At 48.3% G+C, this 25,810-nt stretch carries 22 protein-coding genes and 5 tRNA genes; 4 read left to right on the top strand and 23 right to left on the bottom strand.

Annotated elements, in window-relative coordinates:
- Nucleotides 1–5 precede the first annotated feature (5 nt).
- The 23 genes from fusA to QLH52_RS02255 all read right to left on the bottom strand — a co-directional run bounded on the left by fusA (nucleotide 6) and on the right by QLH52_RS02255 (nucleotide 22,009).
- On the bottom strand, nucleotides 6–2,099 hold the full coding sequence (gene fusA / locus QLH52_RS02365) for an elongation factor G (RefSeq protein ID WP_319960428.1): 2,094 nt from the start codon (nucleotides 2,097–2,099) through the stop codon (nucleotides 6–8).
- Between the two features lie 24 nt (nucleotides 2,100–2,123).
- The gene (gene rpsG / locus QLH52_RS02360) at nucleotides 2,124–2,594 is read right to left on the bottom strand and encodes a 30S ribosomal protein S7 (RefSeq protein WP_020484799.1); all 471 of its coding nucleotides are present in this window, start codon (nucleotides 2,592–2,594) and stop codon (nucleotides 2,124–2,126) included.
- A 13-nt stretch (nucleotides 2,595–2,607) separates the two neighbouring features.
- The gene (gene rpsL, locus QLH52_RS02355) at nucleotides 2,608–2,982 is read right to left on the bottom strand and encodes a 30S ribosomal protein S12 (RefSeq protein WP_013820393.1); all 375 of its coding nucleotides are present in this window, start codon (nucleotides 2,980–2,982) and stop codon (nucleotides 2,608–2,610) included.
- Between the two features lie 150 nt (nucleotides 2,983–3,132).
- Nucleotides 3,133–7,332, bottom strand: a complete 4,200-nt coding sequence (rpoC, locus tag QLH52_RS02350; RefSeq protein WP_482194184.1) for a DNA-directed RNA polymerase subunit beta' — start codon at nucleotides 7,330–7,332, stop codon at nucleotides 3,133–3,135.
- A 73-nt stretch (nucleotides 7,333–7,405) separates the two neighbouring features.
- Nucleotides 7,406–11,482, bottom strand: a complete 4,077-nt coding sequence (gene rpoB, locus QLH52_RS02345; RefSeq protein ID WP_171696513.1) for a DNA-directed RNA polymerase subunit beta — start codon at nucleotides 11,480–11,482, stop codon at nucleotides 7,406–7,408.
- Nucleotides 11,483–11,604: 122 nt separating this feature from the next.
- Complete coding sequence (gene rplL / locus QLH52_RS02340; protein WP_020484796.1) at nucleotides 11,605–11,973, bottom strand: 50S ribosomal protein L7/L12; 369 nt, start codon at nucleotides 11,971–11,973, stop codon at nucleotides 11,605–11,607.
- Nucleotides 11,974–12,019: 46 nt separating this feature from the next.
- Nucleotides 12,020–12,514: a 50S ribosomal protein L10 gene (rplJ, locus tag QLH52_RS02335; RefSeq protein ID WP_026147170.1), complete on the bottom strand. Its 495-nt coding sequence runs from the start codon at nucleotides 12,512–12,514 to the stop codon at nucleotides 12,020–12,022.
- Between the two features lie 192 nt (nucleotides 12,515–12,706).
- Nucleotides 12,707–13,402, bottom strand: coding sequence for a 50S ribosomal protein L1 (gene rplA, locus QLH52_RS02330; protein ID WP_319960426.1), 696 nt, complete (start codon nucleotides 13,400–13,402; stop codon nucleotides 12,707–12,709).
- Nucleotides 13,402–13,833, bottom strand: coding sequence for a 50S ribosomal protein L11 (rplK, locus tag QLH52_RS02325; protein ID WP_020484793.1), 432 nt, complete (start codon nucleotides 13,831–13,833; stop codon nucleotides 13,402–13,404). The genes rplA and rplK overlap by 1 nt, the downstream gene beginning before the upstream one ends.
- A 99-nt stretch (nucleotides 13,834–13,932) precedes the next feature.
- Nucleotides 13,933–14,466 (bottom strand): transcription termination/antitermination protein NusG, encoded by a 534-nt coding sequence (nusG, locus tag QLH52_RS02320; RefSeq protein ID WP_319960425.1) that lies wholly within the window; start codon nucleotides 14,464–14,466, stop codon nucleotides 13,933–13,935.
- Entirely contained in the window at nucleotides 14,466–14,846 is a 381-nt protein-coding gene (secE, locus tag QLH52_RS02315) for a preprotein translocase subunit SecE (protein WP_319960424.1), read from the bottom strand. The genes nusG and secE overlap by 1 nt, the downstream gene beginning before the upstream one ends.
- 37 nt (nucleotides 14,847–14,883) lie before the next feature.
- Nucleotides 14,884–14,959, bottom strand: a tRNA-Trp gene (locus tag QLH52_RS02310).
- Between the two features lie 34 nt (nucleotides 14,960–14,993).
- Complete coding sequence (gene tuf, locus QLH52_RS02305; protein WP_020484790.1) at nucleotides 14,994–16,184, bottom strand: elongation factor Tu; 1,191 nt, start codon at nucleotides 16,182–16,184, stop codon at nucleotides 14,994–14,996.
- A 39-nt stretch (nucleotides 16,185–16,223) separates the two neighbouring features.
- Nucleotides 16,224–16,299, bottom strand: a tRNA-Thr gene (locus QLH52_RS02300).
- An 18-nt stretch (nucleotides 16,300–16,317) separates the two neighbouring features.
- Nucleotides 16,318–16,391, bottom strand: a tRNA-Gly gene (locus QLH52_RS02295).
- A gap of 17 nt (nucleotides 16,392–16,408) precedes the next feature.
- Nucleotides 16,409–16,493 (bottom strand) — tRNA-Tyr (locus QLH52_RS02290).
- Between the two features lie 73 nt (nucleotides 16,494–16,566).
- Entirely contained in the window at nucleotides 16,567–17,121 is a 555-nt protein-coding gene (gene pth / locus QLH52_RS02285) for an aminoacyl-tRNA hydrolase (RefSeq protein WP_319960423.1), read from the bottom strand.
- A 10-nt stretch (nucleotides 17,122–17,131) separates the two neighbouring features.
- Nucleotides 17,132–17,728 (bottom strand): 50S ribosomal protein L25/general stress protein Ctc, encoded by a 597-nt coding sequence (locus QLH52_RS02280; RefSeq protein ID WP_033156110.1) that lies wholly within the window; start codon nucleotides 17,726–17,728, stop codon nucleotides 17,132–17,134.
- A gap of 45 nt (nucleotides 17,729–17,773) precedes the next feature.
- Nucleotides 17,774–18,727 carry a ribose-phosphate diphosphokinase gene (locus QLH52_RS02275; RefSeq protein ID WP_033156109.1) on the bottom strand — a complete coding sequence of 318 codons (954 nt, stop codon included), beginning with the start codon at nucleotides 18,725–18,727 and terminating at the stop codon, nucleotides 17,774–17,776.
- A 35-nt stretch (nucleotides 18,728–18,762) separates the two neighbouring features.
- Nucleotides 18,763–18,837: transfer RNA gene (locus QLH52_RS02270), tRNA-Gln, on the bottom strand.
- 9 nt (nucleotides 18,838–18,846) lie between these two features.
- Entirely contained in the window at nucleotides 18,847–19,713 is an 867-nt protein-coding gene (gene ispE / locus QLH52_RS02265) for a 4-(cytidine 5'-diphospho)-2-C-methyl-D-erythritol kinase (protein ID WP_319960422.1), read from the bottom strand.
- Between the two features lie 5 nt (nucleotides 19,714–19,718).
- A complete protein-coding gene (lolB, locus tag QLH52_RS02260; RefSeq protein WP_319960421.1) occupies nucleotides 19,719–20,288 on the bottom strand; it encodes a lipoprotein insertase outer membrane protein LolB in 570 nt (189 codons plus the stop codon).
- Entirely contained in the window at nucleotides 20,285–22,009 is a 1,725-nt protein-coding gene (locus QLH52_RS02255; RefSeq protein WP_319960420.1) for a tetratricopeptide repeat protein, read from the bottom strand. Before QLH52_RS02255 ends, lolB begins: the two co-directional genes overlap by 4 nt.
- 146 nt (nucleotides 22,010–22,155) lie before the next feature.
- Between QLH52_RS02255 and hemA the strand changes: the two genes are divergently transcribed.
- Genes hemA through QLH52_RS02235 form a run of 4 tightly spaced genes read left to right on the top strand, consistent with a single transcriptional unit; the run spans nucleotide 22,156 to nucleotide 25,787 of the window.
- Complete coding sequence (gene hemA / locus QLH52_RS02250) at nucleotides 22,156–23,406, top strand: glutamyl-tRNA reductase (RefSeq protein ID WP_319960419.1); 1,251 nt, start codon at nucleotides 22,156–22,158, stop codon at nucleotides 23,404–23,406.
- Between the two features lie 8 nt (nucleotides 23,407–23,414).
- Nucleotides 23,415–24,500, top strand: coding sequence for a peptide chain release factor 1 (prfA, locus tag QLH52_RS02245; protein ID WP_033156105.1), 1,086 nt, complete (start codon nucleotides 23,415–23,417; stop codon nucleotides 24,498–24,500).
- Nucleotides 24,493–25,368 carry a peptide chain release factor N(5)-glutamine methyltransferase gene (prmC, locus tag QLH52_RS02240; RefSeq protein WP_319960418.1) on the top strand — a complete coding sequence of 292 codons (876 nt, stop codon included), beginning with the start codon at nucleotides 24,493–24,495 and terminating at the stop codon, nucleotides 25,366–25,368. Before prfA ends, prmC begins: the two co-directional genes overlap by 8 nt.
- Nucleotides 25,365–25,787 (top strand): M67 family metallopeptidase, encoded by a 423-nt coding sequence (locus QLH52_RS02235; protein ID WP_319960417.1) that lies wholly within the window; start codon nucleotides 25,365–25,367, stop codon nucleotides 25,785–25,787. Before prmC ends, QLH52_RS02235 begins: the two co-directional genes overlap by 4 nt.
- Nucleotides 25,788–25,810 lie beyond the last annotated feature (23 nt).

Genomic DNA, 25,810 nt, shown 5'->3' with positions numbered 1-25,810 from the left:
AAAATTTAAGATACTTTTCTAATAATCGCTTCCGCAATGCTTGCAGGTGCTTCGTTATATCTTTCAAACTGCATACTGTACGTTGCTCTGCCCTGAGTCGCCGACCTAAGATCCGTGGCATAACCGAACATTTCGGCAAGAGGGACTTCGCACTCTATTACCTTTCCGGCCGGAACATCTTCCATTCCGTGAATGACACCTCTCCGTCGATTAATATCGCCCACCACCTCACCCATATAATCCTCGGGCGTTACCACCTCGACTTTCATAATAGGTTCAAGCAACGCAGGATTTGCAGTCTTAGCTCCATCCCTGAAACACATAGATCCTGCTATCTTGAAAGCCATTTCATTCGAATCGACATCATGATATGAACCATCGAATAAACTAACCTTTACATCAACAACCGGAAAACCTGCCAAAACGCCATTTTCCATTTGCTCTTGCACACCCTTGTCTATGGCCGGGATATACTCCTTGGGAATAGCACCGCCAACCACTTCGCTCACAAATTCATAACCAGTGCCCGGCTCTTTTGGCTCCAACCGGAGCCAAACATGCCCGTATTGACCCTTGCCCCCAGATTGCCTGATGAATTTTCCTTCGCATTCCACAGCACGCTTTATAGTTTCCCTATAAGCAACTTGGGGCGCCCCAACATTTGCGGCAACATTAAACTCCCTTCTCATCCGGTCAACGATAATTTCAAGATGCAATTCGCCCATTCCTGAAATTATTGTCTGACCCGACTCAGGGTCGCTACCCACTCTAAAGGAGGGATCTTCTTGCGCAAGCTTAGCCAGCGCAGCACCCATTTTATCTTGATCAGCTTTTGTCCTAGGCTCAACAGCCACAGCAATTACAGGCTCAGGAAACTCCATTTTCTCAAGCAGAATTGGCTTTTCAATATCACAAAGAGTATCACCGGTGGTGACGTCTTTCAGCCCGATCAGGGCAGCGATCTCGCCAGCCCTCACTTCATTGATTTCGACGCGACTATTGGCGTGCATCTGAACAATGCGTCCTATTCTTTCTTTTTTACCTTTACCGGCATTTAAAACCGCATCTCCAGACTTTACCAAACCGGAGTAAACCCTAAAAAATGTCAAGGTTCCAACAAATGGGTCAGCGGCTATTTTAAATGCTAACGCTGAGAAGGACTCATCATCAGAAGCGCTACGAGTCGAACTAATGCCAGCATCTGACAGACCTTCTACAGGCTTTATATCGAGAGGGGATGGCAAAAATTCAATCACACCATCAAGAACACACTGCACACCTTTGTTCTTAAAAGCCGACCCACAATAAGCCGGAACCAACTTATTCTGCAGAACCTGCGCCCTTATACCCAGCTTTATTTCTTCGTTTGTCAAAACACCTTTTTCAAGATATTTATCCATTAATTCTTCGGACGCATCCGCAGCGGCTTCAATTATTCGCTCGCGCCAATTTACAGCAGATTCTTCCATTTCTGCTGGAATTTCCGTTTCCGTAAAACTCACACCCATGTTGGCATCTTCCCAATAGATTGCCTTCATTTTCAGCAAATCTACAATGCCTTTAAAGTTCTCTTCCGCCCCGATCGGCAATTGCATTGGAATTACATTGCCACCAAGCCGAGATTTAATTTGCTCGACGACGCGCAAAAAATTTGCACCGGAACGATCCATCTTGTTTACAAACGCCAGCCTTGGCACATGGTATTTGTTTGCCTGGCGCCAGACCGTTTCCGACTGAGGCTCCACCCCACCCACCGCACAAAAAACAGCGCACGCACCATCCAAAACACGCAAAGACCGCTCCACTTCTATAGTGAAATCGACATGCCCAGGCGTATCTATAATATTAATTCGATGCTCCGGGTATTGCTTTTCCATTCCCAACCAGAAGCACGTAGTCGCAGCAGAAGTGATTGTTATACCCCTCTCCTGCTCTTGCTCCATCCAATCCATTGTCGCAGCACCATCATGGACCTCGCCCATCTTGTGCGAAACCCCGGTGTAAAACAGTATCCGCTCGGTCGTGGTTGTTTTTCCGGCATCTATATGCGCCATAATGCCTATATTACGATAACGCTCTATAGGCGTCTTACGAGCCACAACAACTACCCTGCTTAACTTTTCTTACCAGCGATAATGAGCAAACGCTTTATTAGCTTCAGCCATTCTATGCGTGTCTTCGCGTTTCTTTGCAGCCGCTCCTCGACCCTCAGAGGCATCCAACAACTCACCCGCCAACTTAGCCGCCATGGTTCTTTCATTACGCTTACGCGCCGCATCAATCAACCAGCGCATCGACAGCGCCAACCTTCTGGCAGGACGCACTTCGACAGGCACCTGATAAGTAGCACCACCAACCCGGCGCGACTTAACCTCAACGCGCGGCTGAACGTTTTCCAATGCTTTTGCAACCAAATCTAAAGATTCTTTATGACCTTTACCTTCGATAACATCCAAAGCACCGTAAACAATTTTCTCAGCGACAGACTTCTTACCATCCTCCATAATCATATTCATGAATTTTGACAGCATATCACTACCAAAACGCGGATCTGGATTGATGACTCTTTTTGCAGCAACTCTTCTTCTTGACATCTGTTATCAACCTTTATTTCTTAGGTCTTTTCGCGCCATATTTGGAGCGACCACATTTTCTATCCTTAACACCAGAAGTATCGAGACTCCCCCGAACCACGTGATAACGCACACCAGGCAAATCTTTCACACGACCACCCCGAATCAGCACCACAGAGTGCTCCTGAAGATTGTGTCCTTCACCGCCGATATAGCTACTTACTTCCGCTCCATTGGTCAGCCGCACCCTCGCAACTTTACGCAAAGCCGAGTTCGGCTTTTTCGGGGTTGTGGTGTAAACCCTGGTACAAACCCCGCGCCTTTGCGGACAAGCCTCCAACGCCGGAACGTTAGTCTTTTCTATTTTTTTAGCACGAGGCTTACGGACCAATTGATTGATCGTGGCCATTCTTAACTACTCCGAATATGCAATGTTTAATAAGCAATAAAGGAATCTGTGCGATCACAGATCAATACAGCTCCGCCCAAACCTATTGGCTGATGTGAGCAGAGCATAATACCTTTACAATAGACCTAGGTCAAGCCTTTTTAAGGTTCTCTACTCTACATTCAAAGCTTGTTTCAACGCTTCCTCCACATCGACCGCTTCAATGGTCTGGGTAGAAGCTTCTGAACCGGAACCAGAGTCCGCCGCTCTTCTCTGACGTCGTTGTTCATGGTAAGCCAAACCAGTACCCGCGGGTATGAGACGACCAACAATGACGTTCTCTTTTAAGCCATTCAAGCTATCGCTGATACCTCTTACCGCCGCATCTGTCAACACCCGAGTCGTCTCTTGGAACGACGCCGCCGAAATAAATGACTCGGTGGCCAACGATGCTTTCGTGATACCCAGCAACAACGAATCGTAACTAGCCGGAATCTTACCTTCACGTTCAACTTGGTCGTTCACTAAGTTAATCATGGTACGTTCGACCTGTTCTCCTTTGACGAAATCCGTGTCTCCAGAGGCGGTAATCTCGACTTTTCGGAGCATTTGGCGGATGATTGCCTCAATATGCTTGTCGTTGATTTTTACACCTTGCAGACGATATACATCTTGAATTTCTTTTACCAGGTAGTCGGCCAATTCTTCGATACCGCGCAGTCTTAAAATATCATGCGGGGTCAGCTCACCTTCAGCGATGGTTTCGCCTTTATCAACAAACTCACCCTCGAATACGGTGATATGCCGCCACTTTGGAATTAGGGTTTCGTATTGCTCGCCTTCCGAATCCGTGATGATGACGCGCTGCTTACCCTTAGTTTCTTTACCAAAGGAGACCATACCGGTTGCCTCCGCCAAAATAGCAGGGTCTTTGGTTTTACGCGCTTCAAACAAATCAGCAACCCGCGGCAAACCACCGGTAATATCCCTCGTTTTACTGGATTCTTGCGGAATTCTCGCTAAAACGTCACCAACCTTTACTTCCCCACCGTCCTTAACCCCAACGATAGCGCCTGCTGGTAAAAAGTATTGAGCTGGAATATCAGTACCCGGCAAATTGATTTGCCCACCTTGCTCATCAAGAAGACGAACCATAGGCCGCAACTCTTTACCGGCTGAGCTTCTTTGTTTAGGATCCGTAACCACTCGCGAGGTTAAGCCAGTGACATCATCTGACTGCTCTTGAACGGTGATCCCGTCCATAAAATCAATCAGCTGAATAAAACCGTCTACCTCGGTGATAACCGGGTGAGTATGCGGATCCCAGTTCACGATAATATCCCCAGCACTGACCGGGCTACCATCACCCACCGACAATACGGCACCGTAGGGAATTTTGTAACGCTCACGCTCACGACCGTAATCATCCATAACCCCAACCTCGCCAGACCGAGATACCGCAACAAGATTGCTCTCTCTGTTCTTGACGGTTTTTAGGTTATTGAGCTTTGCGGTACCGCTGGATTTAACTTGCACGTTGCTAACCGCAGCAGACCGCGAAGCAGCACCACCGATGTGGAAGGTCCGCATCGTCAGCTGAGTACCAGGTTCACCAATTGACTGTGCCGCCACAACGCCCACGGCTTCACCAATGTTAACCAAATGACCGCGCCCTAAATCACGCCCGTAACATTTGGCACAAACACCTTGCCGCGATTCGCAAGTAATCACAGAGCGCACCAACATCTTGTCAACGCCATTATCTTCCAGAACCGTGACCAAATTTTCGTCAATCATGGTGCCGGCAGGAATCAAAATATTATTGCCGGCAGGATCGGTTACGTCTATCGCCGCGACTCTTCCCAACACCCGATCTGCCAACGGCTCAACCACGTCCCCGCCTTCAATAATCGGCATCATGGTCAGACCGTTTTGTGTACCACAATCAGATTCAGCAATCACCAAATCCTGTGCGACGTCGACCAAACGTCGAGTCAAATAACCCGAGTTAGCGGTTTTCAGCGCGGTATCCGCCAAGCCTTTGCGAGCACCGTGGGTTGAAATAAAGTACTGTAATACGTCCAAGCCTTCACGGAAGTTCGCAGTAATCGGCGTCTCAATAATGGAGCCATCCGGTTTAGCCATCAAACCCCGCATACCCGCCAACTGGCGAATCTGTGCGGCGGAACCCCGCGCACCGGACTCGGCCATCATAAAGATGGAGTTGAACGATTTTTGCTTTACATTCTCGCCTTTTGAGTTGACAACTTCGTCTTCACCCAAACCTTCCATCATTACTTTCGCGACCTGATCATTGGCGCGAGACCAAATATCAACAACCTTATTGTAACGCTCACCATCCGTTACCAAACCGGAGGCGTACTGGTTTTGAATTTCATTAACCTCGGCGTCGGCGGAACGAATGATGTCGGCTTTCTTGACGGGAATTTCCATGTCTTCGATACCGAAAGACACCCCGGAGCGCGTGGCATATTTAAATCCGAGGTACATGATCTTATCTGCCAACATCACGGTTTCTTTGATACCGAGATAGCGGTAGCTATAGTTGATCAGCCGGGAAATATTCTTCTTGGTCATGTCGACGTTGACCAATTCGTAAGGCATACCGTCCGGCACAATACCCCAAACGATTGCGCGCCCTACCGTAGTTTTCTTTCTGCTGACTATGGTTTCGAAGTCGCCTTCCGGAGTTTTCAATTTCTCGGTGACGCGCACTTCTATTTTACTTTGCAATTCAACAGCTTTAGCGTCAAGCGCTAACATTACCTCTGACAAATCGCCAAATACACTACCCTCGCCTACCGCATTAATTTTTTCACGTGTAATGTAATACAAGCCCAATACCACGTCCTGAGATGGATTTATTACAGGCTCACCGTTGGCGGGCGACAAAATATTGTTAGTTGCCATCATCAAGGTACGCGCTTCCAACTGCGCCTCAATAGACAACGGAATATGCACGGCCATTTGGTCGCCGTCGAAATCGGCGTTGAACGCACTACAGACCAAGGGATGCAACTGAATGGCTTTACCTTCGATCAAAATCGGCTCAAATGCTTGAATACCTAATCTATGCAACGTCGGAGCACGGTTTAGTAATACCGGATGCTCACGAATTACTTCTTCAAGAATATCCCATACTTCCGCACCTTCACGTTCCACCATTTTCTTGGCTGCTTTGATCGTCGTCGCTAAGCCACGCAACTGCAATTTGCTGAATATGAAAGGTTTAAACAACTCCAAAGCCATTTTTTTCGGCAAACCGCACTGATGGAGCCTTAATGTCGGCCCCACCACGATAACCGACCGTCCGGAATAATCGACGCGCTTGCCCAGCAGGTTCTGCCGGAAACGACCTTGCTTACCTTTGATCATATCGGCCAAAGATTTCAAAGGACGTCTGTTGCTACCGGTGATAGCACGACCGCGGCGACCGTTATCCAACAATGCATCGACGGCCTCTTGCAGCATACGCTTTTCGTTGCGGACGATAATGTCCGGCGCATTCAAATCCAACAAACGGGTCAAACGATTGTTTCGGTTAATCACCCGGCGATACAAATCGTTCAAATCGGACGTCGCGAAACGACCGCCATCCAATGGCACCAATGGGCGCAACTCGGGCGGCAGCACTGGCAACACCGTCATAATCATCCATTCCGGACGATTGTTAGAAGCCAGCAAAGAATCAATAACTTTCAGACGTTTCGAATATTTTTTGATTTTGGTATCTGAATTCGTCGCGTTGATTTCTTCACGTAGCGTGTTGATTTCTTCTTTTAAATCAATTGATTTGAGCAAATCATAGATTGCCTCGGCACCCATTTTTGCAACGAAATCGTCGCCGTGTTCTTCAACGGCGTTCAAATATTCTTCGTCGGTCAGAAGCTGGCCTTTCTCCAACGGCGACATGCCCGGATCGATCACGACGAATGTTTCGAAATACAACACCCGCTCTATCGAACGCAATGTCATATCCAACAGCAAAGCAATCCGGGAAGGCAGTGATTTCAGAAACCAAATATGCGCCACCGGGCTGGCCAAATCGATATGGCCCATTCGTTCGCGGCGAACTTTAGACAAGGTAACTTCGACGCCGCATTTTTCGCAGATGACGCCGCGATGCTTTAGGCGCTTGTATTTACCGCACAAGCACTCGTAATCGCTGATGGGTCCAAAAATCTTGGCGCAAAAAAGACCGTCACGTTCCGGTTTAAAGGTACGGTAATTGATTGTCTCAGGCTTTTTCACTTCACCATAAGACCATGAACGAATCATGTCCGGCGAAGCCAATCCAATCCGGATATTGTCAAAATCATCTGCTCGACCTTGACGTTTTAAGAAATTCATTAAATCTTTCAAGAGCTTATCCCCTTTAAATGTTATCCGATATTGTCCAGAATCTATCTCGCAAAGAACAGAATTAGTCTTGTTCCATTTCGATATTCACTGCCAGCGAACGAATCTCTTTCACTAAGACATTGAATGATTCCGGCATGCCGGCTTCCATTGAATGGTTGCCATCAACAATGTTTTTATACATTCTGGTTCTGCCTGTCACGTCATCGGATTTGACAGTCAACATTTCTTGCAATGTGTACGCGGCGCCATAAGCTTCCAGAGCCCAGACCTCCATCTCACCAAAACGCTGACCACCGAATTGCGCTTTACCGCCCAACGGTTGCTGCGTTACCAAACTGTAAGGGCCGGTCGAACGCGCATGCATTTTGTCGTCCACCAAGTGATTCAGTTTCAGCATATACATGTAACCCACAGTAACTTCACGCTCAAACGGTTCGCCTGTTAAGCCATCGTACAGTACGGTTTGCCCGTGCTCCGGTAAATCGGCCAAACGCAACATGGTACGAATATCTTCTTCCGAAGCCCCGTCGAAGACCGGGGTCGCCATCGGTACACCGGCAACCAAGTTGACCGCCATCTCTAGAATTTCTTTATCGGTAAACGAATTCAGATCTTCCTTTCGGCCGCTGCAATTGTAAATTTTCTCCATGAAACCACGTATTTCCGCGACTTTTGCTTGAGCTTCCAGCATCTTACCGATCTTGATACCCAAGCCTTTAGATGCCCAACCCAAATGCGTTTCCAACACCTGACCAACGTTCATCCGCGATGGTACGCCAAGAGGATTTAACAAAATGTCGACGGGGTTACCGTCAGCGGTATACGGCATGTCTTCAATCGGCACGATTTGGGAGATAACACCCTTGTTACCGTGACGACCGGCCATCTTATCGCCCGGCTGAATACGTTTTTTAACAGCCAAATAAACTTTGACCATCTTCAACACACCCGGCGCCAAGTCGTCGCCCATGGTGATTTTTTTCTTTTTCTGCTCGAAACGCTCGTCGAACTCTTTACGTTGCTGCTCTACATGCTCGGCAACGGTCTCCAATTGCACGTTGACATCTTCGTCTTGTGTGCGGATTTTCAACAACTCGGAAGGCACCAAGCCATCCAGATAATCAGCGGTAATTTCTTCGCCTTTTTTCAAGCCATTCGGACCCTTTTCGGCTTTTTTACCCGCTAACAAGGTTTTTACCCGAGCGAAAATATCGTGCTCGACGATTTTCAGCTGGTCATCCAAGTCCTTCCGGTAACGCTTAATTTCCGCGTCTTCGATTTCCAGAGCTCGCTTGTCTTTTTTCACACCATCACGAGTGAAAACCTGAACATCGATTACAGTACCGCGAACATTGCCCGGCACACGTAGCGACGTGTCTTTCACATCGGCTGCTTTTTCGCCGAAGATGGCTCTCAGCAATTTCTCTTCTGGCGTTAATTGCGTTTCACCTTTCGGCGTCACTTTACCCACTAGAATGTCACCGCCCTTCACTTCCGCACCGACGTATACAATCCCGGATTCATCCAATTTGGATAAGGCTTCTTCACTAACGTTTGGAATATCCGCAGTAATTTCTTCCGGACTGTGCTTGGTTTCGCGAGCTACGCAGGTTTTTTCTTCGATATGAATAGTCGTAAAGCGATCTTCCTTTACTACTCGCTCAGACACCAAAATGGAGTCTTCGAAGTTATAGCCATTCCAGGGCATGAAGGCTATCAACATGTTTTGACCCAGGGCCAATTCGCCGATGTCGGTCGAAGGGCCGTCCGCCAAAATATCGCCGGCTCTGACGATGTCGCCGAGTTTAACCAGTGGTTTTTGGTTGATACAGGTGTTTTGGTTGGAACGGGTATATTTAATCAAGTTGTAGATATCCACGCCTGGCACACCCGCAACGGTCTCTTCGTCATTCGCACGTACTACGATACGCCCGGCATCAACCGCTTCGATACGACCACCACGAGTTGCTACCACGGTTACACCCGAGTCTTTTGCGACGACACGTTCCATACCTGTACCGACCAAAGGCTTCTCTGCACGCAATGTGGGAACCGCTTGACGTTGCATGTTCGAACCCATCAGCGCCCGGTTCGCGTCGTCATGTTCCAAGAACGGGATGATGGATGCCGCCACGGATACGATCTGCTTGGACGATACGTCCATATATTGCACGGTTTCGGACGAAGCCAAGGTGAATTCGTCTTTGTAACGACAAGACACCAAGCCTTCAACCAATTTGCCGTTTTCGTCAACCGCCACGCTGGACTGCGCGATAACGTATTCGCCTTCTTCGATTGCGGAAATGTAATCGACCTGATCGGTTACTTTACCGTCGACCACTTTCCGGTACGGAGTTTCCAAGAAGCCGTATTCGTTGGTTCTGGCGTAGACAGACAATGAGTTAATCAAACCAATGTTCGGCCCCTCTGGCGTTTCGATAGGGCAAACTCGACCATAGTGAGTGGTGTGAACGTCACGAACCTCGAATCCAGCGCGCTCTCTGGCTAAACCGCCAGGACCCAGTGCCGAAACCCGACGCTTGTGGGTAACTTGCGATAACGGATTGTTCTGGTCCATAAATTGCGACAACTGGCTGGAACCAAAGAATTCCTTGACTGCCGCAGAAACAGGTTTAGCGTTGATGATTTCCTGCGGCATATAGCCCTCGGAATCCGCCAAGGTCAAACGTTCTCTGACAGCCCGTTCGACTCGAACCAAACCGATGCGGAACTGGTTTTCGATCATTTCGCCAACAGATCGTACACGTCTGTTACCCAAATGGTCGATATCGTCCACGGTACCGTTACCATTTCTGATTTTGATCAGTTCTTTCAAAACATCGATGATGTCTTCTTTGCTTAGCGTGCCCGGGCCTTCGGTTTCTTCACGCCCCAATCGACGATTGAATTTCATCCGGCCAACGGCGGATAGGTCGTAACGTTCGTCGGTAAAGAAAAGGTTTTCGAATAGGTTTTCCGCAGACTCTACGGTAGGCGGCTCGCCAGGACGCATCATTCTGTAGATTTCCACCAATGCCTCCAGGCGATTTGTGGTGGTATCCAAACGCATCGAATTGGAAATGTAAGGTCCTCTATCCAAATCGTTAACATACAGTGTATCGATCTCGCGAACACCCGCATCGATCAACTTCTGTAATAAATTGTCGGTGATCTCGTCATTAACGCTGGCCAACAACTCGCCGGTGGATGTATCGACAACATTGTGGCCTAGAATTTTTCCGTACAAATAGTCCCTAGGCACTTCGATTTCAGTGACGCCGGACTTTTCCAGTTGGCGAACATGTTTGGCAGTAATTCTGCGCCCCTCTTCGATAACGACGCTACCGTCGTGCTTAATATCGAAAACAGCCATTTCACCGCGCAACCTATCCGGGATCACGTGAAACATTAATTTTTCGGCGCTCAATGAGAACTTGTTGGTTTCGAAGAAAATTTTGATCATTTCTTCGTTTTCATATCCCAAAGCCCGTAACAAAATAGTCGCCGGAATTTTTCTCCGTCTGTCTATACGCACGTAAACGGCGTCTTTATGATCAAATTCGAAATCCAACCATGAACCACGATAAGGAATTACTCGTGCGTTGAACAGCAACTTACCGGACGAATGGGTTTTACCTTTGTCATGGTCGTAAAATACACCGGGCGATCTGTGCAACTGCGACACAATGACCCGTTCAGTGCCGTTAATCACGAACGTACCGTTGTCGGTCATCAGAGGCAGTTCACCCATGTAAACTTCCTGCTCTCTAATATCCTTAACGACTTTGGTATTAGCAGGCGCGTCTTTATCATAAATAACTAGACGCACTAAAACACGCAACGGCGCTGAAAATGTAGCGCCACGCTGTTGACACTCTCTTACATCGAATGCGGGTTCCCCCAAGCGATATTTAACATACTCCAATACGGCATAGCCTGAATGACTTACTACCGGAAAAACACTGGAGAATGCGGCATGCAGCCCTTGATTGCGCCGTTTATCCGGATCTATGCCGGACTGCAAAAAATTTGCATACGAATCAATTTGTGTTGCCAAAAGATAGGGAACTTCCAATACTTCGGAACCCTTCCCAAAATTATTACGGATACGCTTTTTTTCGGTAAAAGAATAGGCCATATTGCTTCTATACCTTCGTCGTCAGAGATTATTTACTACTGTTTTAGAAACAGTAAAAGGCCGACGGCAAAATGCCGTCAGCCCGGTTTGATAGGCTTATGCCTGGTATGCAGTCAAGATGCTTATTTGATTTCGGCAGTTGCGCCAGCTTCTTCAAGCTCTTTTTTCGCCGCTTCGGCTTCGGCTTTGTTGACACCTTCTTTAACAGTAGTAGGTGCGCCTTCAACAGCGTCTTTCGCTTCTTTCAAGCCCAAGCCTGTCAAACCGCGAACCGCTTTAATAACCGCTACTTTGTTTTCGCCGAAACCGGTCAAGATAACATCGAACTCGGTTTGCTCTTCAACAACAGCCGCCGCTACAGGAGCTGCAACCGCTACTGCCGCAGCAGCAGAAACGCCAAACTTTTCTTCCATCGCTGAAATCAGATCAACGATTTCCATCACAGTCATGTTAGAGACTGCTTCCAAGATGTCTTGTTGTGAAATTGCCATTGTATATTCCTCTAAAATTAATGAGTTTTAACTGGTTAACGCGAGATTATGCCGCTTCTTTCTCGTCTCTGATTGCAGCCAGAGTACGTGCGAGTTTCTCAACCGGTGCTTTCATGACCGACATCAGCATACTGATACCTTGATCACGGGTTGGCAATCTTGCCAATCTATCCAACTCCGATCCGTCAAAAGCCTGACCACCGATTGCCACTACTTTCGCGATCAGTTTGTTATGGCCCTTGGAGAATTCGCTGATGAGCCGTGCAGCGCAGCCTGGATCTTCCATGGAAAATGCCAGTATTAAAGGACCGACCAGCCCTTCCTGCATACATTCAAACTCAGTCCCAGCGACAGCACGTTTAGCCAGTGTATTTTTGACTACGCGCAAATAAACGCCCGTTTCTCTCGCGGTTTTACGCAGCTCCGTTAATTCGGTAACTGTCAAACCCCGATATTCCGCCGCGATGGCGGAATGGGCTTTAGCGGCGAATTCAGCAACTTCCTCTACGACAACTTTTTTGCTATCTAAATTGAGTGCCACATCTACCTCCGGTACTTTCCGATTATCCATCGGAATCTATGAAACGCATCTTACGATGCCCCTTTCACGGTCCCTTTCACCAGCTTTGCGGCTCCAGCTCCCGTCTGCGTAGGAAAATTAAGCTTTCGCACCTACGGTCTTTGACGGTTGCCGATAACTCGGCAACCCAAAGCCTTACAACTTGTTAAATTCTTAAATGTCGATACTGCCTTGATCGATCCACAAGCCAGGACCCATGGTCGAGGACAATGCAATCTTTTTCAAATAGACGCCTTTGGCAGCCGTCGGTTTAGCTTTTTTAAGATCTGAAATCAAAAACTCCAAATTTTGTTTGAGCGCAGTTTCATCGAAAGATACTTTACCGATAGAGCAATGAATAATGCCTGATTTATCTGTGCGGTATCTGACCTGCCCTGATTTGGCATTTTTAACTGCTGTTACAACGTCAGGCGTCACGGTACCTACTTTCGGGTTTGGCATCAGGCCTCTTGGACCTAAGATTTGACCCAATTGACCCACTACACGCATTGCATCAGGCGAGGCAATGACCACATCAAAGTTCATTTCGCCACGTTTTACTTGCTCAGCCAAATCGTCCATACCGACGATGTCGGCACCCGCTTCGCGAGCCGCATCTGCATTTGGGCCTTGCGTAAATACAGCAACTCTTACTGTTTTGCCGGTACCGTTCGGTAACACGGAAGCGCCACGAACGTTCTGATCAGATTTACGAGGATCAACACCCAAGTTAACACTCACATCCACAGACTCATCGAACTTGCTATTGGCAAACTCTTTTAATAGTGCTACAGCTTCGGCAACCGTATATTGTTTGCTTCTAACTACCTTTTCTTTGATAGCCTTTGCTTTTTTAGTTACTTTTGCCATTACACGCCCTCCACGTTCAAGCCCATGCTGCGAGCGCTTCCCGCAATAATTCTTATCGCCGCCTCCAAATTTGCTGCGTTCAAATCTTCCATTTTGGTTTTAGCGATTTCTTCCAGCTGCGCACGCGAAACGGTGCCCACTTTATTAGAATTAGGCTTGCTGCTTCCGCTTTTAATACCCACTGCTTTTTTCAACAAAACCGAAGCAGGTGGCGTCTTGGTAATAAAAGTAAAGCTTTTATCACTATAGACGGTGATAACAACAGGCAAAGGCAGGCCTTTCTCAACTTCTTGAGTTCTTGCATTAAACGCCTTGCAGAACTCCATAATATTGACACCACGCTGACCCAATGCAGGACCAATTGGTGGACTAGGATTAGCCTCACCTGCTTTAACTTGCAGCTTGATGTACGAATCAATTTTTTTTGCCATTTTATACTCCTAACGGGTGCAAACGCTTTTCAGCTCCCCAACAAACAAAAATCCCGGCCATGCAAATGACAGGGATTCGTAAAAATCTCAAATTGTAGTCTAGACTTTTTCAACCTGTCCAAATTCTAATTCAACCGGCGTAGATCGACCAAAAATAAGAACCGATACACGCAACCGGCTTTTCTCGTAATTCACTTCTTCTATATTGCCGTTAAAGTCTTTAAATGGGCCATCAGTAATCCGAACAACTTCCCCAACTTCGAACAGTACTTTGGGCCGTGGCTTATTCACACCCTCTTCGACACGATTTAATATTGCCATTGCTTCCTTTTCTGAGATTGGTGACGGCCTATCTGATGCCCCGCCTATAAAGCCCAATACCCTAGGAACATTTCTTACTAAATGCCACGTTTCGTCATTCAATTCCATTTGCACAAGCACGTATCCGGGAAAGAATTTCCTTTCACTTTTACGCTGCTGACCCATGCGCATTTCAACAACTTCTTCAGTAGGGACCAGAATTTTTCCAAAAAACTCTTCCAGCCCTTCGCGTCTTATACGCTCTTCAAGAGCCTGCTTGACTTTATTTTCAAAATTGGAATACGCATGAACGACATACCAGCGAAGCGACATTATTTAATCCCCTGGCTCATCAAAAGCTGAACACCCCAAAACAAAAACATATCTAGCAACCACAGTATTAAGCCGACTATGAATACCATCAAAAACACCATCAGCGTAGTACGAACCGCCTCGTCTTTAGTGGGCCACACTATCCTTTTGAATTCCTGCTTGGACTCCAGCATAAAGCCCCATAGACCGCGACCCTTAGCAGTAGTAAAAGCAACAGCTATAGCAGCCACTAAAACAGCCACCAAAACTAAAACGCGGTAAAGAAGCTGCAAATCAGAAAAATAATAGAACGCTGATATGCCGACAACAACAAAAACCAAAGATAAAGCCAACTTTACGATGTCCACCACTGAGGAGACCTCTTCTGCCTGTGCGTTCATTTAGTCAACTTGAATTAAATTATGAAGATTTTCTGAATGGCAGGCCAGGAGGGACTCGAACCCCCAACTTGCGGTTTTGGAGACCGCTGCTCTACCAATTGAACTACTGACCTATTCAGAAAATATTTTTTGAATCAAAAACGGCTATTACTCGATAATAGAAGCAACAACACCCGCACCCACGGTGCGACCACCTTCGCGAATCGCAAAACGCAAGCCGTCTTCCATCGCAATCGGTGAGATAAGTTTTACGGTAACGGCGATATTATCGCCAGGCATAACCATTTCCACGCCTTCTGGCAAATCTACCGCACCGGTTACGTCAGTCGTTCTGAAGTAGAACTGCGGACGGTAGCCATTAAAGAATGGAGTATGACGGCCACCCTCTTCTTTAGACAGGACGTAGATTTCCGCCTTGAAATGAGCGTGTGGCTTAATGGAGTTAACGTGCGCCAGTACTTGACCACGTTCCACGTCTTCTCTTTTAGTACCACGCAACAGCACACCGACGTTATCGCCCGCTTGACCTTGATCAAGCAGTTTGCGGAACATTTCCACACCTGTGCAGGTTGTTTGAACGGTATCTTTGATGCCGACGATCTCGACGGCTTCGCCTACTTTGATGATGCCCCGCTCAACACGTCCGGTTACTACGGTACCGCGACCTGAAATTGAGAACACGTCTTCGATAGGCATCAAGAATTTGCCGTCGATCGCGCGCTCTGGCTCAGGAATGTAACTGTCCAAAGCTTCAACCAAGCGAACTACGGATTGTACACCAATTTCGCTTTGCTCGCCTTCTAAAGCTTTCAATGCGGAACCAACGATAATGGGAGTGTCGTCACCTGGAAATTCGTATTGATTCAATAACTCGCGAATTTCCATTTCAACCAGCTCAATCAACTCAGCGTCATCTACCATATCGGCCTTGTTCAAGAACACAACAATGTAAGGCACACCGACTTGACGTGATAACAGAATGTGCTCGCGCGTTTGCGGCATAGGACCGTCCGCAGCAGAGCAAACCAAAATCGCGCCGTCCATTTGGGCAGCGCCGGTAATCATGTTTTTAACGTAGTCAGCGTGACCAGGGCAGTCAACGTGGGCATAGTGACGGTTGGCTGATTCGTACTCTACGTGTGACGTAGAAATCGTTATACCGCGCGCACGTTCTTCCGGGGCGTTGTCGATTTGATCAAAAGCCTTAACTTCGCCGCCTTGCAGCTCCGCCATGACTTTTGTTAATGCCGCTGTCAATGTGGTTTTACCGTGGTCAACGTGACCAATGGTGCCTACGTTTACGTGCGGTTTCTTTCTTTCAAATTTTTCTTTAGCCATTTTGGAACACCCTAACTACGACAAAAACAAACCTAAATCTGGAGCTCATAACCGGATTTGAACCGGTGACCTCTTCCTTACCAAGGAAGTGCTCTACCTACTGAGCTATATGAGCGAGTAATTTACCCCGAAATGGAGCGGGTGATGGGAATCGAACCCACGCAATCAGCTTGGAAGGCTGGAGTTCTACCATTGAACTACACCCGCAGATCCCATAAATTTGGTGGTGGAGGGGGGAGGATTCGAACCTCCGAAGGTAGAACCGGCAGATTTACAGTCTGATCCCTTTGGCCGCTCGGGAACCCCTCCGTTACTTATTCGATCAATTATCCTTGTTTCAAAAACCCCAGTCAAGTGTTTTTTAATTCAGCTGAAGTAACAATCAAACTCCAATTGAATTCAAATCACCCAAAACCAACGCATCCATGCTTTTCGCTAACTCGCCAAACAAACCCAGCATTCGAGCCTGACCATCACAAGACAAACTGGACAACACATAGTCCGCCACACCCACCCCCGCGACAGGACGACCTATACCAATTCTCAACCTGTAGAAATCACGAGTGTCGATATGAGCAATGATGTCACGCAACCCGTTATGCCCACCATGCCCCCCGCCTTTTTTCATCTTGACAACGCCCTCGGGAAGCTCAAGCTCATCATGAACCACAAGCATTTCTTCGGACTTAAACTTGTAATATCGCAAAAACTTACCGACAGACAAGCCGCTTTTATTCATAAAAGTCATCGGCTTTAGCAATACAAGCCCGTATCCGCCAATATTGCATTCAGCCACCTCACCGGAAAACTGACTACTGCTCGACCAACCAGCACTAGCAAGCCCCGCCAGATACTCCACAAACAAAAACCCGGCATTGTGCCGGGTTTTTTCGTACTGTCGCCCAGGATTACCCAGACCAACAATCAGCTTAATCATTCAAACACTATTAGTCAGCAGATTCCACAGATCTTGGCTTGACTATTTGAGCAACCGGATGATCATGCTCAGCACCATGCTGCAACGCTGCAATCTCAACACCAGCCGGCAAAATCAAATCAGACAAATGTATTGTCGAACCAACATCTACACTAGCCAAATCTACTTCAATGAATTCCGGCAAAGCAGAAGGCATACACAACACCTCCACATCAACCATTGCATGATTGACCAAACCACCTTTTTTAACGCCTACCGAAATAGCTTCATTGATAAAATGCAAAGGAACATGAACTTTCAATTTATGCGTATCATCAACACGCATAAAGTCCATATGTAGGACTATCGGCTTTGCAGGGTGCCTTTGTATATGCTTAAGAACAGCTTTTTCTGTTTTGCCGTCGATTTTAAGATCAAGCACATGGGAATAAACCGCCTCATGCACCAAATGCTTAACCACTTCATTATGATCCAGCAATAACATCTCAGGAGCACCACTACCACCATATACTACTGCCGGGACCTTACCCTGACGACGAACAACTTTGGCAGCGCTACTGCCCGAGGCACTGCGAGCTTCTGCAACAAATTCAAACACGTTAGCCATTTTTTTCTCCAAAAGCTTGTTCCACAAGCACTACTTTAATTCTTATCAGTCAACATAAAGCGAGCTTACAGACTCGCCCACCGCTATTCGACGTATTGTTTCTGCCAACATTTCCGCAACGCTTAGCTGCCTAATCTTATCAATCCCGGACAATTCTGTAGTTAACGGTATCGTATCCGTAACTACCAATTCATCAAGAACGGAATTTTTAACATTTTCCGCGGCCGCACCAGACAACACCGGATGAGTACAGTATGCAACAACCTTTTTGGCACCATTTTTCTTGAGCGCGCCTGCCGCGTGACACAAAGTACCCGCCGTATCAACCAAGTCATCCACCATGACACAGGTACGCCCCTCTACATCGCCGATGATATGCATTATCTCCGACACATTCGGACGCGGCCTTCGCTTGTCGATTATCGCCAAATCAGCATCACCTAGACGCTTTGCAATGGCTCTAGCCCTCACAACACCACCAACATCCGGCGAAACCACAATCAAATCTTCGTATTCTTGCCGCCAAATATCACCTAGCAAAATTGGCGAAGCATACACATTATCAACCGGAATCCCAAAGAATCCCATGATTTGATCTGCATGCAAGTCAACAGTCAACGCCCTGTCAGCCCCAGCATTACCTATCATATCCGCAACCAATCTTGCAGTAATGGGCACCCTAGCCGACCTCGAGCGCCTATCTTGCCGCGCGTAACCATAATACGGCATAACAGCTGTTATTCTCGCCGCAGACGCTCGCCTCATAGCATCAATCATTACCAACAATTCCATTAGATTCTCGTTGGTAGGCGCGCAGGTAGGCTGTATGACAAATACATCTCTACCTCTAACATTTTCTTCTATCTCAACAAAAATCTCGCCATCACTGAAACGACCAACCGTGGCCATGCCGAGGCGCATATTGAGCTTCTTCACAATACCTTCAGACAACGCCTTATTGGCATTCCCGGAAAATACCATTACCGAGGCCTCACGCATTCAAGCACTCCTAAGGAACTATTGTGTGGAGATTATGGCTGGGCTGCAAGGATTCGAACCTTGGTATGCGAGGATCAAAACCTCGTGCCTTACCGCTTGGCGACAGCCCATTAAATTGATTAAACAGATCCTTGTCTTAATTTTTCATGCAGAGGCGAAACATTAAGTCCTCGAGCCAAATAAACTAACCAACTCTGACTCAACACAGAAAATGCCTCACGCGCCGACTCTTCCGAATCGAACTGGGCAAACACACAACCCCCAGTCCCCGTCAATCTTGCTTCTGCATATTGAGATAATGCATCCAATGCATTACTCACCGGCTTATATAACTTGCTAACGACTGGAAGGCAATCATTCCGCCAATCGCCTGCAATGAAGTCGCGCATTGTGATGGGTTTGCTATCTCTTGTCAACTCTTCCGTCAAAAAAATCTGTTTCGTGTTCACATGACAATCCGGCTTGATTACCACGACCCATTGTTCCGGAATCGTTATGGGCTTTAATTCCTCACCAACCCCCTCACCCCAAGCGGTGTATCCATAGACAAAAACAGGCACATCGGCACCAAGCTGCAAGCCCAACTCCATCAACGCTTCTAAGGGTAAATGCAGATTCCACAACCTATTCAGCACCACCAGCGTAGTAGCAGCATCGGAACTACCACCACCCAAGCCACCACCCATAGGCAGATTCTTTTCGACATCGATACACACCCCGGATGAGCACCCAGTATATTGTCTCAATAAGTTGGCGGCGCGAACGGTTAAGTCTTCGTGTTCCGGGACACCAGGAATCGGATGACGCAAATAAACCCGGCCATTTTCCGCTGGATAAAATGTTATCCAGTCACACAAATCAATAATCTGAAATACTGTTTGCAGCAAATGATAGCCATCTGGGCGACGCCCGGTGATTCTCAGCATTAGATTCAACTTAGCCGGCGCAGGCCATTTCTCACGCCAACCCACCACCTGTTCTTGCATTCCCGTCACGACAAATCCCATTGATCCACTATTAATTTGATTCTTGTCTTATCTTTTTCCGCATTGATTTTTCTCGGCAGTACTAAGGCGTTAACATGCTGGATTTCTCTGAAACCAACCCGCCACCCAGACTGAAAAAATCCATCAACCTGCTCGACAAACGACTGCTCCGGATCAGGCAAGCCAAGCACCCAATACCTAAAAGCACTCACAGGAATCGCGACACCTAACTGCTCCGCCAGCACCTCTTCTGCAGGCCCGCGAAATTCTTTGTGATTGTCGCCGTCATCCACCGCTACGAAATCAGCTTCGACAGTGATCATCAGCTTACCCTGAGCCAATGGCCCCGAAAGCTCAATATCATCTCTCCCAGAGCGATGCCGCCAACTCACCGACGCAGAAAACGAATCCTTCTCATCAGCCAGAGCCAATCGCCCCTCAAAATACCATTGCTGTTGCTGTTGCAACACCCTCATATCTTGCAAACGGTAGGCTTCGCTCGGCTTTTCTGACAATAAAGAACAGCCGGACAAGAACGCCACAGCCAACAAGAACACACCGCCCTTAAAAATCATTGCCCGTTTTGCAAAAAGCGTTTTTTAAACTCCAACAAATATTCGTCATCAGGAGATTTTTTATAAACACTGTCGAAAAGCTCTTTAGCTTCCTTTTTCTCACCTAAAGACCAAAGCACTTCGGCAATATGCGCGGCAATTTCATTTTCCGGCTGCTTCTCGTAGGCTCTACGCAAAAACTCCAGCGCCCGCTCGGGCTTTCCTAGCTTAAATTGCAACCATCCGTAGCTGTCTATTACCACTGCCTCATCGGGCTGCAAACTGAGAGCGCGCTCCAAATATTTGGCCGCCTCCTCATAGCGCTGTGTCCTATCGGTCAAGGTATAACCCAACGCATTCAGCGCCCCCACATCGTCCGGCTTTTTCTCTAAAATTTTCTGCAGGTCGGATTCAAGCACATCCAGCTTATCCAAGCGTTCGGCAACCAATGCCCGTGCATATAGTACTTCGCGATTATCGGGCATGTCTTTTAAAGCCAGTGTCAGAACATCAAAAGCTTCCTGGTATTTACCCAATTGATTGTAAAGCTCTGCCTTAACCATCAAGACCCGCAAATGCTGCTCAGGATATTTGTTATCCATGCGTTTGATGCGCGCCTCAATCTCGTCGAAGCGTTTTTGATTCATCAACAAAGACACCGCCGCCATATCCGCGTCGAATGCGTAATTGCCGTCGCTCACCCGATCAAACCAATTTAACGCCTTATCCGGATGCTGTTGATCAACTTCAATCTTGCCCAGGTAAAAACTGGCCTGCCCTTCCCACTCGGGATTATTCAGCAGCTTCTCAAGTACGTTTTCAGCCTTATCGATCTGACCTTGCTGCATATACACCAAAGCCATGGTAAACAGCGTTTCAGCATCATCCGGCTTGTCTTCCAACACATTCTGGCAAAGCTTTATCGCATCGTCATAGTCGTGACCGTTAACCAACACCTCTAACAACATCTTTCTCAGCATTTTATCTTCCGGCGCAGCCTTAAGCGCTTTTTCCAAAGAGGCGCGCGCCTTGGTCAAGTCGCCGGAGCGTCCGGCCAGCTGTGCCTGCAAGATCACTGCCTTATTCCAATCAGGCTGGATTAACAATGCTTGATTAACTTTCTGCTGGGCCAACTCGTTATTTTGCAGAACCGACGCCAAAACTGCCTGCAAGAAAAACACACTGGCTTGATTAGGATGCTCAACAGCCAACTCTTCCAACACGTCGTAGGTAAATTGTGTGCGACCTTCTTTTTCCATCAACTTGGTCATTTCCAGCACACCAGCCTCAAAACCGGCCGGATCATCTGCCAGCATGGCATTGAGATTTTCGACAGCCGCCTTTTGATCTGAGTTTTTAATCGCCAGCAACACGGCAAACTTTCTCGCCGCTAAATTCTTTCCGTCCTTGGACAACCAAACCGTCAAGGCCTCACGGGTACGCTGCTCGTCTTTTAAAAACAAACCGATTTTGACTGCCCGCTCCGCAATCCGCGGATCATCCACTCGCTTAGCGGCCTGCAAATAAGCATCCATGGCCAAATGGTACTGATTACGCTGCCCTGCCAATTCCGCGGCCATCAGCAAATACAGCACCTCTTCGTCGATCACCGTGTTGCGATTAACTCTGCTTTCCAAACCCTCAGGCTTGACTGGCAAACCTTCTGCCTCAGGCTCTTTCTCAGGAGAAACCGCACATCCTGACATCGATAAAAACATTGCGATGGCTATCCATTTTTTCATGCAATCAATTGACCCACTTTTGAAAAACTATTGACGATAGATTACCAGAAAAAGCCCCTGAATCAGACTGTCGTTTCATTGTGTTTGGACAAAAACAGCGCATTCCTTAAAATAGTGCACTTTTCTTGTGCTATTGTTCGCAACCAATGACTCTTCTTGCCGTAGGGATAAATTACAATACAGCGCCGGTCGCCATCCGCGAACGCTTGGCGTTCCCGACGGACATGCTCGATAACACGCTGAAAAACTTGTGGAATCTTCGCGAAATCAGCGAGGCGGCCATTCTATCCACTTGCAATCGCACCGAGTTTTACTACCAGGCCGACAGCGACAACCAATCCTCGTTGGTAAATTGGATAGCCGACACCAAACAGATCAAACCCGCCGACTTCATTCCTTATCTTTACAGCTACAAAGATAGCCAATCGATAAGACATATGTTCCGCGTGGCCTGCGGACTGGATTCGATGATCCTGGGCGAACCGCAAATTCTCGGCCAAATGAAAACCGCCTACCATGCCGCTTCACAAGCCGGCACGCTGGGCAGAAATCTCAGCAAATTATTTCAACACACCTTTTCCGCAGCCAAAAAAGTCCGCACCGACACCGCTATCGGCTCCAGCCCGGTGTCTGTCGCATTTGCCGCCGTGCAACTGGCACAACAAATTTTCGACAAACTCAGCGAACAAACCGCTTTATTGATAGGTGCCGGCGAAACGATAGAACTCACCGCCCGCCATCTATACCAACACGGCATCGGCCGTATCATCATTGCCAACCGCACTTACGACAAAGCCCATGCCTTGGCGATGCAGTTCAACGGCTACGCGATCAACCTCGCCGAGTTGCCAAATCACTTAGCAGAAGCAGACATTGTGGTGTCGTCCACCGCAAGCCAATTGCCGATCCTCGGTAAAGGCCGCGTAGAAAGCGCGATCAAAATCCGCAAGCACAAACCGATGTTCATGGTCGATTTGGCCGTGCCGCGCGACATTGAGGCCGAGGTTGCGCAGCTACGCGATGTTTATCTTTACACCGTCGACGATCTACAAAACACCGTCAATCAAAACATGGACTCGCGCCGCCGCGCCGCCGAGCAGGCTGAGGAAATCATCGACACTCAAGTCGAACACTTTATGGCCTGGCTACGTTCTCAAGGCGCGCAAGAAACCATCCGCGATTTCCGCACTCAGGCCGAGCAGACCCGCGACGAAGCCTTGCAAAAGGCTTTAGCCCAACTCAACAGCGGTGCAGCGGCCGACGAAGTATTACAGCGCCTAGCGCACACCTTGACCAATAAACTGATTCACACCCCCTGCGCACAACTACGCGAAGCCGGCGCCAATGAACGCCACGACCTGATCGCGGCTTCCCGCGAAATTTTCAAATTACGATAAGCCACTGAATGAAACCCTCGATACAAACCAAACTGGAAAACCTCGGCGAACGCTTCGAAGAAATCACCGCCCTACTGTCACAACCGGAAGTACAAAGCAATCAAAACCAATTCCGCAGCCTGAGCCAGGAATACGCGCAAATCGAGCCGCTGGTCGCCTGTTACAAAATCTATCAGGAAAACGAAGCCAATCTCGAATCAGCCCAGGAAATGGCTAAAGACAGCGACCCGGAGTTACGGGAAATGGCCAAAGAAGAAATCCAGGCCGCCGAAGCCCAACGCGAGGAATTGACACAACAATTGCAAATCCTGCTGCTACCGAAAGACCCGAATGACAATCGCAATGTGTTTTTGGAAGTACGCGCCGGTACCGGCGGCGACGAAGCGGCGATCTTTTCCGGTGATCTGGCGCGCATGTATCAACGCTATGCAGAACGACAAGGCTGGAGCACTGAGATCATCAACGAAAATCGCGGCGAACACGGCGGCTTTAAAGAAGTCATCATGCGAGTAGCCGGCCAAAACGTGTATTCGCAACTAAAATTCGAATCCGGCACGCACCGCGTGCAACGGGTACCGGAAACCGAGTCGCAAGGCCGCGTGCACACCTCAGCCTGTACCGTGGCGATCATGCCGGAAGTCGATGCTGTAGACGAAATCGACATCAATCCGGCCGATCTGCGCATCGACACCTACCGCGCGTCCGGCGCCGGCGGCCAGCACGTTAACCGCACCGAGTCCGCCATCCGCATTACCCACATCCCATCCGGCGTGGTCGTCGAGTGCCAGGATGAACGCTCGCAGCATAAAAACCGCGCCCGCGCCATGTCGGTATTGCAAGCCCGTTTGATGTCGGCGGCCCAGGAAAAGCAACACGCGGAACAATCGGAAAGCCGCAAATTACAAGTGGGCAGCGGCGACCGATCCGAGCGTATCCGCACCTATAACTACCCGCAAGGCCGACTCACCGATCACCGCATCAACCTGACGCTTTATAAGCTGGAAGAAATCATGGAAGGCGGATTGGAGCATGTGATTCAACCGCTGATTCATGAACATCAGGCAGAATTGTTGACTCAGCTGGGTAATGTCTAAGCAACCTGTATGGACAGATACCAGCAATACGATTCATAGCCTGGTAGCCACTGCAAGCGCAAAGCTAAGCGCCACATCCGAAACCGCAGTACTGGACGCTGAAGTTCTGCTTTGCCACTGCCTAAACAAAACCCGCTCGTTTCTCAGAGCCTGGCCAGAACATCAGCCCGGCCCGCAACAAATCGCGCAATTTCAATTGCTGGTAAATCAGCGCGCGCAAGGCACGCCGGTTGCCTATTTAACCGGCCAACGCGAATTCTGGTCGCGCAATTTCAAAGTCAACCCGGATGTCTTGATCCCCAGACCCGACACCGAATTGCTTATAGAGCTCAGCCTGTCGCTATTACCTGCCGACCAGCCCTGTAAAATCATTGATCTCGGCACCGGCTCCGGGATTATTGCCGTCACACTGGCCGCCGAACGTCCATTGGCCCAAGTATTTGCCAGCGATCTCAGCTCGGCGGCTTTGGACGTCGCCCGCTATAATGCGCAGCAACTCAAGGCTGGCAATCTGTGTTTTGTGCATTCTAATTGGTTCAAAAACATCGAAGAAACAGACTTTGATTTGGTCGTTAGCAATCCGCCCTACATTGCCGATAACGACCCGCATCTAACCATCGGCGACGTGCGCTTTGAGCCTGACAGCGCGTTGATCAGCCCCAACAACGGCCTGCAAGACATTCATCAGCTTGCCGAGCAAGCGCGTCTGCATTTAAAAGACAATGGCCAATTATTGGTCGAACACGGCTACAATCAGCAATCCGAGGTACAAGCCATTTTTCACGAATTTGGCTACCAGCAGGTCAACACCCATGCTGATTTATCCGGCAATCCACGAGTGACATCGGGAATATGGAAACCACTATGAACCACAAAGAAATTTCTCTACCGCGCAAGCTCACCAACCAGTTACTGCACTTGGCGCAACTATCCCCGGATACCGAGGTTTGCGGTCTAATCGGCGCGGACAGTACCGGTATGCCGGCGAGTTGTTATCCAGTGGAAAATAGCGCCGCCACGCCGCAGACCCGATTTTTATTAGACGCCAGCCAGCAAATCGAGGCGATGCGCCAAATCCGCGAAAAAGGCGAAACGCTATTTGCTATCTACCACTCGCACCCGCACACGCCGGCCCAACCGTCAGCGACCGACATCCAGGAAGCCAGCTATCCGGACGCACTGCATTTGATCATTTCCTTAAATACCAAGGGCGTATTGGAAATGCGCGGCTTTAAAATTGCCGGAGACAGCGCGGAAGAAGTGGAATTAAATCTGATTGAAGCTTAATCCAAGCCGTTGCATCCCTAACC

It is taken from the genome of Methylomonas defluvii (assembly GCF_033949435.1).
GTDB classification, from domain to species: Bacteria; Pseudomonadota; Gammaproteobacteria; order Methylococcales; family Methylomonadaceae; genus Methylomonas; species Methylomonas defluvii.
This window is presented reverse-complemented; position numbering and strand designations above follow the sequence as displayed.

What these genes read in the sequence shown, in the direction of transcription:
- rpsG (WP_020484799.1), bottom strand. Translation starts at nt 2,594, where the DNA reads ATGTCAAGAAGAAGAGTTGCTGCAAAAAGAGTCATCAATCCAGATCCG.
- rpsL (WP_013820393.1), bottom strand. Translation starts at nt 2,982, where the DNA reads ATGGCCACGATCAATCAATTGGTCCGTAAGCCTCGTGCTAAAAAAATA.
- rpoC (WP_482194184.1), bottom strand. Translation starts at nt 7,332, where the DNA reads ATGAATTTCTTAAAACGTCAAGGTCGAGCAGATGATTTTGACAATATC.
- rpoB (WP_171696513.1), bottom strand. Translation starts at nt 11,482, where the DNA reads ATGGCCTATTCTTTTACCGAAAAAAAGCGTATCCGTAATAATTTTGGG.
- rplL (WP_020484796.1), bottom strand. Translation starts at nt 11,973, where the DNA reads ATGGCAATTTCACAACAAGACATCTTGGAAGCAGTCTCTAACATGACT.
- rplA (WP_319960426.1), bottom strand. Translation starts at nt 13,402, where the DNA reads ATGGCAAAAGTAACTAAAAAAGCAAAGGCTATCAAAGAAAAGGTAGTT.
- rplK (WP_020484793.1), bottom strand. Translation starts at nt 13,833, where the DNA reads ATGGCAAAAAAAATTGATTCGTACATCAAGCTGCAAGTTAAAGCAGGT.
- nusG (WP_319960425.1), bottom strand. Translation starts at nt 14,466, where the DNA reads ATGTCGCTTCGCTGGTATGTCGTTCATGCGTATTCCAATTTTGAAAAT.
- secE (WP_319960424.1), bottom strand. Translation starts at nt 14,846, where the DNA reads ATGAACGCACAGGCAGAAGAGGTCTCCTCAGTGGTGGACATCGTAAAG.
- tuf (WP_020484790.1), bottom strand. Translation starts at nt 16,184, where the DNA reads ATGGCTAAAGAAAAATTTGAAAGAAAGAAACCGCACGTAAACGTAGGC.
- pth (WP_319960423.1), bottom strand. Translation starts at nt 17,121, where the DNA reads ATGATTAAGCTGATTGTTGGTCTGGGTAATCCTGGGCGACAGTACGAA.
- QLH52_RS02280 (WP_033156110.1), bottom strand. Translation starts at nt 17,728, where the DNA reads ATGGCTAACGTGTTTGAATTTGTTGCAGAAGCTCGCAGTGCCTCGGGC.
- QLH52_RS02275 (WP_033156109.1), bottom strand. Translation starts at nt 18,727, where the DNA reads ATGCGTGAGGCCTCGGTAATGGTATTTTCCGGGAATGCCAATAAGGCG.
- ispE (WP_319960422.1), bottom strand. Translation starts at nt 19,713, where the DNA reads ATGCAAGAACAGGTGGTGGGTTGGCGTGAGAAATGGCCTGCGCCGGCT.
- lolB (WP_319960421.1), bottom strand. Translation starts at nt 20,288, where the DNA reads ATGATTTTTAAGGGCGGTGTGTTCTTGTTGGCTGTGGCGTTCTTGTCC.
- QLH52_RS02255 (WP_319960420.1), bottom strand. Translation starts at nt 22,009, where the DNA reads ATGAAAAAATGGATAGCCATCGCAATGTTTTTATCGATGTCAGGATGT.
- hemA (WP_319960419.1), top strand. Translation starts at nt 22,156, where the DNA reads ATGACTCTTCTTGCCGTAGGGATAAATTACAATACAGCGCCGGTCGCC.
- prfA (WP_033156105.1), top strand. Translation starts at nt 23,415, where the DNA reads ATGAAACCCTCGATACAAACCAAACTGGAAAACCTCGGCGAACGCTTC.
- prmC (WP_319960418.1), top strand. Translation starts at nt 24,493, where the DNA reads ATGTCTAAGCAACCTGTATGGACAGATACCAGCAATACGATTCATAGC.
- QLH52_RS02235 (WP_319960417.1), top strand. Translation starts at nt 25,365, where the DNA reads ATGAACCACAAAGAAATTTCTCTACCGCGCAAGCTCACCAACCAGTTA.